Here is a 12,339-nt window from a genome sequence, read left to right as displayed (position 1 = left end):
TTTAGTGCGTATAAAGATTTATTCTAAATGAAATATATAGAAACAGAGGAAGAAAAAAAATCATTTGCAATCACATCAATTATTTTTGTGGTTCTATTTATTTTGTTCTTCTATTTAGGATTAACATCTTTAGACCCACCTCCCGAAAATGGAATTGCAATCAACTTTGGAACAACTGAGTTTGGATCTGGCGACGTCCAACCTACCGAACCAATTCAATCAGCTCCCATAGCTACAGCAGCAAAAGAATCCGCCACTAGTGATGATGAAGTCTTATCTCAAGATATCGAAGAAGCTGTAGTTATAAAACAAGCCAAAAAAATTCAACCTACTAAACAAGTTGCCAAAGAAGAAGTTAAACCAAAGCCTCAAGAAATCCCGAAACCTTCAAAAAGTACCTCTGACGCTTTATCTAGTATTTTAAATGGCCCGAAATCTGTTGGAAAGGCTCAAGGAGGTGAAGGAAATGACAATATAGCAGGAGATAAAGGAAGCCCAAACGGCAATCCTTACGCAAACACGTACTACGGTTCAGGAAGTGGAAGTGGCAACGGAAGCGGCTGGGGTTTAAATGGCAGAAGCATCAGCTCTCGTGGAAAAGAAGTTCAAAAATGTAACGAATTCGGAACCGTTGTAGTGCAGATCACAGTAAACAGGAATGGTAATGTAATTGCCGCCAAATACACCAAAGGAACAACAAATACCAACCCCTGTCTCGTGGAACCCGCATTGGCAACGGCCAGAAAATACAAATGGCAACCAGACCCAAACGCACCTGAAACCCAAATTGGCTTCATAACCGTTAATTTTAAAATAAGCGAATAATCATTATTATAAACAATAAAAACTCAAGTACCTTTGGGTTTTTATTATTTATAGACCTCATGAATTATCAGGAAACCATAAATTGGATGTTTAATCAACTCCCGATGTACCAACTTCAGGGTGCCGCGGCATACAAGAAAGATTTAACCAACACGCATTTGCTCATCGCACATCTTGATAATCCACAAGAAAAAATAAGGTGCATTCATGTTGCGGGAACCAATGGAAAAGGATCCACTTCGCACATGTTGGCATCCATACTTCAAGAAGCAGGTTATAAAGTTGGATTGTATACTTCACCCCATTTAAAGGATTTTCGAGAACGCATTAAAATCAACGGAACAGATATTACTGAGAACTTTGTCACTGAATTCATCAATGAACACAAAAGTTTTTTCGAATCCAGTGACATGAGTTTTTTCGAAATGACCGTTGGACTAGCTTTTGATTATTTTGCGAAAGAAAAAGTGGACATCGCCGTTATCGAAGTTGGAATGGGCGGTCGTTTGGATGCGACAAATATCATTAAGCCGTTAGTTTCGGTTATTACCAATATAGGACTGGATCACACACAATTTTTAGGTAACACAATTGAAGCTATCGCTTCAGAGAAAGCAGGAATTATAAAGCCAAATATTCCCGTAATTATTGGAGAGTATACTCCCGGGACAAAACCCGTTTTTTTGGCCAAAGCCAAAGAATGTAATTCAGAAATTTATTTTGCTGCGGATTTGGTTTCAGAAACCTATCCATCTGATTTAATTGGTGATTATCAAATACACAATAAAAAGACGGTATTACAAACCATAAAAGTTTTAAACAGTCAGAACGAATTTAAAATCATTCCCGAAAACACAAAATCCGGCTTATTAAATGTGGTAAAAAATACCGGACTTCAGGGAAGATGGCAACAATTGAATGAGTTTCCAAAAGTTATTTGTGACACTGCACACAACAAAAACGGACTGGAAATTGTTTTACAACAGATACAAAAAGAAGATTTTGATACTTTACATATTGTTTTGGGAGTGGTAAATGACAAAGATCTAGATGAAATCCTGCCTTTATTCCCTAAAAAAGCAATTTATTATTTCTGTAAACCAAATATTCCCCGCGGGCTGGATGTGGTAATTCTAAAACAAAAAGCAGCAACTTTCGAACTAAAAGGACAAGTATACAATTCTGTTTCAGAAGCTTATCAAAAAGCAATTCAAAACGCAGCGAAATCTGATTTTATATACATTGGCGGAAGCACCTTTGTAGTAGCAGAAATTTTATAATTTTTTTCGTTTTTACTTGCAAATCTAGAAAAGTGGCGTATATTTGCACACGCAATAACGGGAACGAAAGTAACTAAATTGCATTAGGGCGATTAGCTCAGCTGGTTCAGAGCACCTCGTTTACACCGAGGGGGTCGGGGGTTCGAACCCCTCATCGCCCACTACTTTTAAATAAGTTTTATCAAAACACTGTAAATTTAATGTTTACGGTGTTTTTTTTTGGTTTTATATATCAAAATCCACATTTTTTCTCCTTCCTAGGGTATCCAAATCGAGAGCATTTTTAATTTTTTTTATGGACACCTGAAATTAAATGATAGGAAAGGGAAAAATTATTTCTTCCGCTTTTCTTTGTTGTTGATTTCCGGTATTATCTAAGTATAATATTAATCATAAATCATAAAACAATGGAGAATGTATCAATTTTAATGTACCTGAAAAGCAGAACGAATTCTAAAGGAGAGAGCCAAATCTATTTAAGACTTACCGTAGACGGCAAGAGAAAAGAAACGAGCTTAAACAGAAGCATAGACCCTAATCGTTGGGATAAAAACAAGCAGAGAGGCAAAGGCAACACGGAGGCAATTGCCAACTTAAATAAAAAGCTTGTCTCAGTAGAAAACAACATTAATTTAGCAGAACAAGCGCTGGTTAATAACCATATAAGGGTCACTGTTGAAAGTTTGATGAATAAATATACAGGTGTAAAAGAGAAAATCCATACGCTAATTGAAGTATTTGAATACGAAAATAAACGCATTAAAAGGCTTGTAGAACCTGGGACATATAAAAAGTATGAAGCCGTTTTAAACAACGTCAAGAAATACCTAGTGTTTCAATATAAGTTGAGAGACATTGACATCAAAAGCATAGACTATCAGTTTGTCACCGATTTTGATTATTACTTGCGTTCGGAAAGAAAAATCTCTAATAACTCCGCTATCAGAATTGTTAAAACTCTTCAGCAAATAGTCCTAACTACCTTGGACAAGGGTTGGATCGACAAGAACCCATTTTTAAATTACAAGGTAAAGAAAGAGAAAATAGCAACGGGCTATTTGACCAAGGACGAGATTGATACTATTCAAAAAAAAGAATTTACCATTAAGAGACTTGACCAGGTAAAAGATGTTTTTATTGTATGCTGCTACACCGGACTTGCTTACGTGGACGTGAATTTACTATGCAAGAATGATATTGTGACTAATCTTGATGGCACACGTTGGATTAATATTAATAGAAAAAAAACCAACACCTTTTGCAAAATACCAATACCGCCAATTATCGACGAAATATTTGAAAAATACAAGGACGATCCATTGGCGTTAAATTCTGGCAAGCTTTTGCCAGTTTTAAGTAATCAAAAAATGAATGCCTATCTCAAGGAAATAGGAGATATTTGCGGCATTAAAACAGTGTTAACAAGCCATTTAGCCAGACACTCTTTTGCGACAAGCATAGCCCTTCCTTATGGACTGCCGATTGAAACCTTATCTAAGGTGATGGGTCACAAGTCTCTAAATATGACGCTTCACTATGGTAAGCTTATAGAGACAAAGCTTGTAAGTGATGTAGCAAAGTTTATGGCGAATCTAAATAATGCCATTCAAAAAGAAGGAGATGATCCCATAAGTGAAGCTGTGTAAGTGTTGACCTTAAATTGTAAGGCCCTTAAGTAATTAAGGGCTTTTTTATGACCTTTAATTGCTTTACCCGCAATTTTATTTTTAAAATAATTGTCCCTCAGAAGCATTTTAAATAATTATTAAAGTACTATATAATTAAGCCTTATTAGATGGGAAACAATAATTAAAAAAAAACCAGTAAAGATGAATTTAGAAATCATAACAAGGGAAGAATTTAATAGCTTCAAACAAGAAGTGCTAGAGGCTTTAAAACCTATAAGTACCGGTCAAAACAAGCAATTCCTTAGATCGCGAGAAATGAGGGAAATGTTTAATATCTCGGCTGGTACACTTCAAAATATGCGTATCAATGGGACACTGCCTTATAGTAAAGTGGGGACAACTATTTTATATGATTACGACGTAGTTCTAGCTATCCTTAAAGAAAATCGCGTTAATTAAGTGGAGTTGTAAGAGGTGTAGGTATTGTATTTACACCTCTATTCAACTATAAATCTATGAGAAGACCTATCTACAAATACGCTGACTTTGTTGCAGGCGTAGAGCTTGACAAAACAGATAGCAAGAGTTTTTGGTTGAAGCTCATAATTGATGCATCTAAAAAAGAATGCATCATTTTTATACTTAAAAACCCAAGCTGAACCAATAAAAAAGTGACCGATAAAACCATTTATAATGTCTCGAATTAAATCTACAGAGATCAACACAAATGCGATGCTTTTAAAGGCATAAGAAGCGTTATAATCCTCAATCTCATTACAATATTACGTAACATATTCAAACAAACAATAGCCTCTTAAAAGCGAGGATATTTGTGTTGAAAAATTAAGAGCTACACGTCAGCTATCTTGTGAGCACTCCAGATTTATTTTGCTTGGGAAATTCATCCTCTTTTTAAAGAGTGTGAAACTCTTCACAGCCAGGTGATACAAATCTTGATTGGGAGTTGCGAAAAGGGTCTCTACGTTGATACATTTACAATAGCTAGCAATCCAAAACAATTGAAGGTTGTGGAGTCTCCGGATGCTCTAAAGACCTATGTTTATTATGCTCTTTATTGGATTATAGCTAATGTTAAGTTTTTCTTTCATTGCCTCTTCAATGTAAATTGAGGGTCTCGAAGTTGTTGTATTTGCTTTTTTCATATTTACAACTTGTTCTATGACCCACTCTTGCCTAAACTCTGAAAGATTTGAAAAGTTATATACATCCTGTTTTGATGTGAAAAATTTTCCCTGATTTGGGATGTTAGGCAGTTCACTATAGGCATTTTTTAAAATCTTCCAATTGTTGTTTGAAATATCTTGGCTAGCAGGTTCTTTAGTTGTTTCATATTCTTCTTTCATTTTATATTTTTCCTTACTTTCTGCATTTAATATCAATTTGTAGATATGTCCCGTAATTTCATTCCTAGAATAAACTTTACTAAATAAATTCTTTGCCTTTTCATTACTGACGGCATTGTCAAAATCCAAATCATCATCACCAACGTCCAAATCTTCAATGGCTGCTTCCTGAACTGCATCTAAAATTTTTTCTAACTGCTCTTTTGTATAATTTTTGGTGTATTTCTGATATTCTTTTTTGTATACTGATTTACCAATTTCTTTGATAAATATGAAAGCACCTTTCGAGTCTTTTTGATTAAAAATATCAACAACAACATTTTTTTTCTTTGTTGTTGTTTCTTTTGCTGTTTTTTTTGCTGTTTCTGCTACGGTAGGTTTTAGCGTATTAGGTTGGCGGGTTGTAGCTGTTTGGGTTGGTCGGTTTTCAACCAACCCAACTTTTGATTCTCCAGTTATCACTTTAATTTTTGCTAGGGTCTTTGCAAAGTCTTCCTTGCTTTTTTTAAGTTTATTATTATCTGCTTCGACTGATCTTGCTTTGTCTTTTTTACTAGACATTATTGATTTCTCATACCATTTTTCAAATTTAGGTTTCAATGCTGTTATATAGGTATTTATGTTTTCAATGTTTATTACATAGTGCCTTGTATTTCCTTGTCCCTTGGTGATGACTGCTACAAGTCCTGTTCTTTCTATCTTGTCTATATTCGCTTTTATAATCGACAATCCAAGACCCGTATGGCGCGATAGAAAAGCGTTTGATGCTCTTACTGCCCAATTGCCGTTGATGTTCACTAGCTTGTCTGAATCCGCATTATGGATGTAAACTAAGGCATCAACGATTATTGCAAAGTTAGCACCGTGCTCACGAGTTAGATGTTTAGAAACTTGACGATATCCACCGGTAAATTTTATTGTTAAATTCTTCATATTCTTCATATTTGTGTTTCTTACATTAGTAATACACATTTCTAAACAAAATGTATGTCTGGCAGATAATTTTTTTCATCAATTCTGATAAACTTTATGTTTTTGTAAATATTCTCCACTAATATTGGTTACTTTTAGCCTTGATTTTGTACCTGCTTTTGCTGTACATACTTAATCGCTGTAAAAGAAGAGTTATAAATGTCCATAATTAATCAGAACCCCGAACAAATTGCCCGTGATAACATTGATAAGATGTTACGCAATGCAGGTTGGGTAATACAATCTAAATCAACTGTTAATTTAGCAGCAAGCAAAGGTGTTGCAGTACGTGAATATCAAACAGATATTGGTCCTGCTGACTACGTCTTATTTGTTGACAGAAAGCCTGTAGGCGTTATTGAAGCAAAAAAAGAGGAAGAAGGGCACAGACTTACTGTAGTTGAAGAACAGTCTTCTGAGTACGCTAAAGCAAAGCTAAAATACCTCAATAACGATCCCCTGCCATTCGTATACGAGAGCACAGGAATCGTCACACGATTCACAGATTATAGAGACCCTAAACCTAGAGGTAGAAATGTGTTCCATTTCCACCAGCCGGGCACGATTGCAGAATGGTTGAAAAAGGGCGATAGTCTTAGAGCTCGTTTGCAGAAATCTCCAGTTTTAGATGAAACAGGGTTAAGACCTGCTCAAATAAAGGCTGTAAACAACCTTGAACATTCGTTCAAGAAGAACAGGCCAAAGGCATTGATACAGATGGCTACGGGTTCTGGAAAGACCTTTACAGCCGCAACGTTCGTGTATCGTTTGCTGAAAAATGCAGATGCCAAACGCATCTTGTTTTTAGTTGACACCAAAAACTTGGGAGAACAGGCCGAACAGGAGTTTATGACTTTTCAGCCTAATGACGACAACAGAAAGTTTACAGAGTTATACAACGTACAGCGATTAACATCGAGCTATATAGCCAGTGATAGTCAGGTATGTATTTCCACAATTCAGCGTATGTATGCGATACTGAAAGGCGAAGAATTGGACGAAAGTGCCGAACAGGACAACCCCAATGAATCGTCTTGGATGCAGCAGCAAGCGAGTAAAAAGCAAGCTATGCCGGTGGAGTACACTCCAAAAGTTCCGATTGAGCAGTTTGACTTTATTGTAATTGACGAATGCCACAGATCAATATACAATCTATGGAAGCAAGTTCTGGATTACTTCGATGCCTTTTTAATTGGCCTAACTGCAACACCTGACAAAAGAACCTTTGGTTTTTTCAACGAAAACGTGGTAAGCGAGTACACCTATGAAGAATCGGTTATCGATGGTGTAAACGTTCCCTACGATGTGTACAATATTGAAACCGAAATATCCAAGAATGGGGATGTTATAAAAGGAGGTTGGTTTCTAGACAGACGAGATAAACTAACACGAAAAAAGCGTTGGCAGCAGGAAGAAGAAGACACAGAGTACTCTAAAAACGACCTCGATAAAAAGGTGGTAAACCCAAGCCAAATCCGTAATATAATTAGAGAGTACAAGCACGCTTTAAAAACAACTATTTTCCCGAAACGTGTGGACGAGAATGGTGACTACGAAGTGCCAAAGACTCTTGTCTTTGCAAAAACCGATAGCCACGCCGACGACATCATAAAAATAATTCGGGAAGAATTTGACGAAGGCAACGACTTCTGTAAAAAAGTAACGTACAAGGCAGTTGAAGATCCAAAATCGGTGTTGAACCGTTTTAGGAACTCCTATTATCCACGTATCGCAGTAACGGTCGATATGATTGCTACTGGCACTGATGTTAAGCCCTTGGAGGTGTTGCTTTTTATGCGAGACGTGAAGAGCACCAATTACTTCGAGCAAATGAAAGGTCGTGGTACACGCACCATCAATAGCGACACCTTGCAGCTGGTATCTAAAACAGCTAAGACCAAGACACACTTTGTCATTGTGGATGCGGTTGGCGCCATTAAATCAAAAAAGACAGACAGCCGACCATTAGAACGCAAACCAACAATTGCACTGAAGGATTTATTAGGTGCCGTTACAATGGGAATAGCTGACGAAGATTTATTTTTGTCATTGGCAAATAGGCTAATACGTTTGGACAAACAAATAACCGACAAAGAGCAAGAGAAGCTGTTGGAATATTCAGGAGGCAAAAACTTAAAGCAAATCACGAAGGAGTTATTGACTGCTTTTGATCCTGATGCTATCGAGGAAATAGCGCAGGGATTAATAGCTAAAATCCCTGTTGAGGACAGAACACCACAAGCTTATGAAGACAGCCGTAAAGAGGCGCAGGAGGCTCTTATTACTCTAGCTGCCACAACCTTTAACGGAGAGCTTAATAATTATGTTGACAACGTGCGCAAGCAACACGAGCAAATTATTGACAGTGTAAATATTGATGCAGTAACGAGATCGGAGTGGGACACCACTTCTGTAGATAAAGCCACCGAAATCGTGAAAGATTTTAGCGAATACCTGCTAAAGCACAAGGACGAAATTAAGGCTCTAAGTATATTTTATAACCAACCCTACAACCGCAGGGACATTACGTTTAAGATGATTCAAGAGGTGTTTGAGGTACTTACTTTAGAAAAGCCACAACTTGCCCCTGATTACGTTTGGGAAGCTTACAAAGCCTTGGAAGAAGTGAAGAGCGAACAGCCAAAAGATGTACTTACCGCCTTGGTGTCGTTAATACGCAGAGCTTGCGGAATTGACCCCGAACTAAAAGCTTTTGATACTACAATTGAAGCCAATTTTAACAAGTGGATTTTCAAGCAGCACACCGGGCAACACAACCGTTTTACACCCGAGCAGTTAGACTGGTTGCGAATGCTGAAAGACCACGTAATTAGCAGTTACCATATAGAAATAGAAGACCTCGATTTTACACCGTTTGATGCCAAGGGTGGAAGAGGCAAAATGTACCAGCTTTTTGGAAACGAGATGAATGAAATTATGAATGAATTAAATGAGGTACTAGCAGCATAATGAGAGAAGATTGGGTAGGATGTAGTTTTGAAGAAGTGGTTTTGTCTTTTAAAAGAGGGCCATTTGGAGGAGATTTAAAAAAATCCATTTTTGTTGAAAGTGGATTTAAGGTTTATGAACAGCAACACGCTATAAATAATGACTTTTCTATAGGTAGATATTTTGTTAGTGAGGAAACGTATGATAAATTAAAAACTTGCAATGTTGGCCCTGGAGATTACATAGTTAGTTGCTCAGGTACTATGGGAAAAATAGCTCGGCTGCCCGAAGGTTCTCCATTGGGGATAATTAATCAGGCATTATTACGAATTAGAATTAACGACACGATTATTGATCATAACTATTTTGTTAATTTTTTTCGTTCAAAAATTTTTCAAGATCTAATTCTTAAAGATTCTAGAGGTTCTGGGATGCAAAATATGGCAGGTCTTAAGGAAATTAAACCGATTAGGCTTTTTATTCCGCCTCTCCCTGAACAACGCGCCATTGTAGCCAAAATCGAGGAATTATTTAGCAGTTTAGACAGCGGTATTGCCGATCTCAAGAAGGCGCAAGCGCAGCTTAAAATATACAGACAAGCTGTATTGAAGAAGGCTTTTGAGGGTGGCTTAACGAAGGAGTGGAGGGCAAAGCAAGACAACTTGCCAACTCCAGGAGAACTCTTAGAACAAATCAAGAAAGAGCGGAAGAATCACTACAAGCAACAGATAGAAGATTGGAAAAAAGCAGTTAAATCTTGGGAGAAAAATATTGATGGTGGAAGTAAACCAAGCAAGCCTAAGAAGATGGAAAGCTTTGAGATCATTGAACAAAATGGTGATTTGCCAATTTTACATTTAGGCGAAATTGTTTTTCAGATTTCAATTAAAAAAATGCCGAAAGAATCCCCGAATTTACCGTTTATAGGGATGGATTGTATTAGTAAAAACACATTAAAACCCAGTTTTACGTATACGTTTAAGGAGCTTAAAAGTGCGGGTAATTGGTTTACTAAAAATCATATTTTGTATGGTAGACTACGACCTTATTTAAATAAAATTTACAGGGCAGAGTATGAGGGTGTTGCTTCGGGAGAGTTTCTGATTTTAGAGTCAATATCAATGATTAATCCAGACTACTTAAAACTTATTTTACATCAGCAGGATTTTGTTAGATGGTCAAACAATCAAGCCTCTGGTGATAAGCCAAGGGTCAAGTATGATCAAATTGCTCTTTACTATATTAAAGTACCTTCTATTGAAGAACAACAGCAAATCGTTCAGGAAATAGAAAGCCGTTTGTCGGTATGCGATAAGGTTGAAGAAAGTATTGTGGAGAGTCTAGAAAAGTCTAAAGCCTTGCACCAAAGCATCCTTAAAAAAGCTTTTGAGGGCAGGTTGTTGAACGATCAGGAACTTGCAGCCTGTAAGTCGGCTCCAGATTATGAGCCTGCCAGTGTGTTGTTAAAAAGGATAAAGGAAGAGAAAGCAACGGGTGCAAAAAAGGCGCCTGTTAGTAAGAAAAGAGTAAAAGATAAAAAATAAGATGACAGAATCAACAATAATATCAAAGGTATGGAACTTCGCTAATGTACTACGTGATGATGGTGTAGGCTATGGCGATTACTTGGAACAAATAACATACTTGCTGTTTTTAAAGATGGCAGACGAGCTAAACAAACCACCCTATTCCAAAAACTTAGTTTTCCCTAGAATAAAGGATTCAGACAATAAGGAGACTGAAGATGGAGAAGTGTGCAATTGGCCAACTCTGTCAGGCAAAAGAGGTGCGGAACTGGAAATGTTCTATAACCAATTGCTACGAAGTTTGTCCACTGAAAAAGGAATCCTAGGACAGATCTTTACGAAGAGCCAGAATAAAATACAAGACCCTGCGAAGCTTTTGAAAGTCATTGATATGATTGACAAGGAGCAATGGAGCTTGATGGGAGCCGATGTTAAAGGAAAAATATATGAAGGCTTACTAGAGAAAAATGCGGAGGACACCAAGAGTGGAGCCGGGCAATACTTTACCCCTAGAGCATTAATCAAAACTATGGTTGCCTGCATACAGCCAAAGCCACTAAAAACTATTACGGATCCTGCCTGTGGGACTGGAGGATTCTTTCTTGCAGCCTATGATTATATTGTGGCCAACAACAAACTGGACCGTGAGGAAAAGGAGTTTCTAAAGAACAAAACCTTCCACGGTAACGAGATCGTAGCCAACACTCGCAGAATGTGCCTGATGAATATGTTCTTGCATAACATAGGGGAAATCGATGGAGACACGTTTATCTCTGGTGCAGATGCCCTAATTGCAGACGATGGTAGCCGATACGATTATGTGTTAGCCAATCCACCTTTCGGTAAAAAAAGCAGTATGACAAGCACTACTGAAGAGGGCAACTTGGAGAAACAAGAATTGAGCTATAACCGTCAAGATTTCTGGGCCTCTACATCGAACAAGCAGTTAAACTTCTTGCAGCATATCAAAACCCAATTGAAGATTACTGGTGAAGCGGCTGTAGTGCTACCCGACAATGTTTTGTTTGAAGGAGGAGCAGGAGAAGCAGTGCGTAAGGAACTATTGAAGACCACCGAGCTACATACCATTTTGCGCTTGCCTACTGGTATATTTTATGCGCAGGGAGTAAAAGCTAATGTCTTGTTTTTTAACAATAAGCCAGCCTCTAAAGAAGCTTGGACAAAGGATGTGTGGATATACGATTATAGGACTAATGTGCATCATACACCAGTTAGGAATCCAATGCGAATGGCGCATCTGCAAGACTTCATTGATGTGTACAATACAGACAACAGACATAAAAGAACAGAAACTTGGAGCGAAGAAAACCCTGACGGTCGATGGAGGAAATTTACCTATGATGAGATCATAGCTAGAGACAAAACCAACCTAGATATATTTTGGATCAAGGACAAAAGCTTAGCTGATCTGGACAATCTACCTGACCCCGATATTTTAGCAGAAGAGATCATTGAGAATATAGAAGCAGGCCTAAACTGCAAATTCCAGTGATATTGACCACCCAATTCCAATTTAAAGTGAGCACCTGATTCCAATTCAAAATGACCACCTAATTCCGGAGCAAAATGACCACCTACATTTTACATCAAAAACTACTTTTTTTCATCTGTTAATTAGTGTTCAAATATACTTAAAATATTACCCTTTGTTTATTCCTCTTTTCTTTCTCATAGATTCTCCATGTAATTCGAGTCGGTGAGATTGATGTATGAGTCTATCCAGAATTGCATCAGCTATGGTTTTTTCTCCAATGATGTCATACCAGCCTTGTAC

Annotated in this window: 9 protein-coding genes and 1 tRNA gene; 8 read left to right on the top strand and 2 right to left on the bottom strand. The window is 37.4% G+C overall.

Annotated features, from left to right (window positions below):
- Nucleotides 1-27 precede the first annotated feature (27 nt).
- The 5 genes from E0F89_RS09745 (at nucleotide 28) to E0F89_RS09725 (ending at nucleotide 4,192) form a co-directional block, all read left to right on the top strand.
- Complete coding sequence (locus tag E0F89_RS09745; RefSeq protein ID WP_131909607.1) at nucleotides 28-825, top strand: energy transducer TonB family protein; 798 nt, start codon at nucleotides 28-30, stop codon at nucleotides 823-825.
- A gap of 59 nt (nucleotides 826-884) precedes the next feature.
- The gene (locus tag E0F89_RS09740) at nucleotides 885-2,105 is read left to right on the top strand and encodes a bifunctional folylpolyglutamate synthase/dihydrofolate synthase (RefSeq protein WP_131909606.1); all 1,221 of its coding nucleotides are present in this window, start codon (nucleotides 885-887) and stop codon (nucleotides 2,103-2,105) included.
- An 86-nt stretch (nucleotides 2,106-2,191) separates the two neighbouring features.
- Nucleotides 2,192-2,266, top strand: a tRNA-Val gene (locus E0F89_RS09735).
- A gap of 246 nt (nucleotides 2,267-2,512) precedes the next feature.
- Nucleotides 2,513-3,751, top strand: coding sequence for a site-specific integrase (locus E0F89_RS09730; protein ID WP_131909605.1), 1,239 nt, complete (start codon nucleotides 2,513-2,515; stop codon nucleotides 3,749-3,751).
- Between the two features lie 183 nt (nucleotides 3,752-3,934).
- The gene (locus E0F89_RS09725; RefSeq protein WP_131909604.1) at nucleotides 3,935-4,192 is read left to right on the top strand and encodes a helix-turn-helix domain-containing protein; all 258 of its coding nucleotides are present in this window, start codon (nucleotides 3,935-3,937) and stop codon (nucleotides 4,190-4,192) included.
- A 587-nt stretch (nucleotides 4,193-4,779) separates the two neighbouring features.
- Here E0F89_RS09725 and E0F89_RS09720 read toward each other — a convergent pair.
- Nucleotides 4,780-6,030, bottom strand: a complete 1,251-nt coding sequence (locus tag E0F89_RS09720) for a hypothetical protein (protein WP_131909603.1) — start codon at nucleotides 6,028-6,030, stop codon at nucleotides 4,780-4,782.
- A gap of 198 nt (nucleotides 6,031-6,228) precedes the next feature.
- Here E0F89_RS09720 and E0F89_RS09715 point away from each other — a divergent pair, with 198 nt between their 5' ends.
- From E0F89_RS09715 to E0F89_RS09705, 3 genes are read left to right on the top strand one after another with little or no spacing between them, the layout of a single operon-like run.
- Nucleotides 6,229-9,039 (top strand): type I restriction endonuclease subunit R, encoded by a 2,811-nt coding sequence (locus E0F89_RS09715; RefSeq protein ID WP_131909602.1) that lies wholly within the window; start codon nucleotides 6,229-6,231, stop codon nucleotides 9,037-9,039.
- Nucleotides 9,039-10,562: a restriction endonuclease subunit S gene (locus E0F89_RS09710; RefSeq protein WP_131909601.1), complete on the top strand. Its 1,524-nt coding sequence runs from the start codon at nucleotides 9,039-9,041 to the stop codon at nucleotides 10,560-10,562. The genes E0F89_RS09715 and E0F89_RS09710 overlap by 1 nt, the downstream gene beginning before the upstream one ends.
- 1 nt (nucleotide 10,563) lies before the next feature.
- Complete coding sequence (locus tag E0F89_RS09705) at nucleotides 10,564-12,057, top strand: class I SAM-dependent DNA methyltransferase (RefSeq protein ID WP_131909600.1); 1,494 nt, start codon at nucleotides 10,564-10,566, stop codon at nucleotides 12,055-12,057.
- A 147-nt stretch (nucleotides 12,058-12,204) separates the two neighbouring features.
- On the opposite strand, the gene E0F89_RS09700 is transcribed toward E0F89_RS09705, so the two are convergent.
- Nucleotides 12,205-12,339, bottom strand: a 135-nt coding sequence (locus tag E0F89_RS09700) for an ATP-binding protein (RefSeq protein ID WP_165930002.1), incomplete at its 5' end; no start/stop codon positions are given.

This window comes from Flavobacterium caseinilyticum, assembly GCF_004349085.1.
Taxonomy (GTDB): Bacteria; Bacteroidota; Bacteroidia; order Flavobacteriales; family Flavobacteriaceae; genus Flavobacterium; species Flavobacterium caseinilyticum.
Note: the sequence above shows the minus strand (reverse complement) of the source record. Positions and strands in the feature narration are given on the sequence as shown.

What these genes read in the sequence shown, in the direction of transcription:
- E0F89_RS09710 (WP_131909601.1), top strand. Translation starts at nt 9,039, where the DNA reads ATGAGAGAAGATTGGGTAGGATGTAGTTTTGAAGAAGTGGTTTTGTCT.
- E0F89_RS09715 (WP_131909602.1), top strand. Translation starts at nt 6,229, where the DNA reads ATGTCCATAATTAATCAGAACCCCGAACAAATTGCCCGTGATAACATT.
- E0F89_RS09740 (WP_131909606.1), top strand. Translation starts at nt 885, where the DNA reads ATGAATTATCAGGAAACCATAAATTGGATGTTTAATCAACTCCCGATG.
- E0F89_RS09725 (WP_131909604.1), top strand. Translation starts at nt 3,935, where the DNA reads ATGAATTTAGAAATCATAACAAGGGAAGAATTTAATAGCTTCAAACAA.
- E0F89_RS09745 (WP_131909607.1), top strand. Translation starts at nt 28, where the DNA reads ATGAAATATATAGAAACAGAGGAAGAAAAAAAATCATTTGCAATCACA.
- E0F89_RS09730 (WP_131909605.1), top strand. Translation starts at nt 2,513, where the DNA reads ATGGAGAATGTATCAATTTTAATGTACCTGAAAAGCAGAACGAATTCT.
- E0F89_RS09720 (WP_131909603.1), bottom strand. Translation starts at nt 6,030, where the DNA reads ATGAAGAATTTAACAATAAAATTTACCGGTGGATATCGTCAAGTTTCT.
- E0F89_RS09705 (WP_131909600.1), top strand. Translation starts at nt 10,564, where the DNA reads ATGACAGAATCAACAATAATATCAAAGGTATGGAACTTCGCTAATGTA.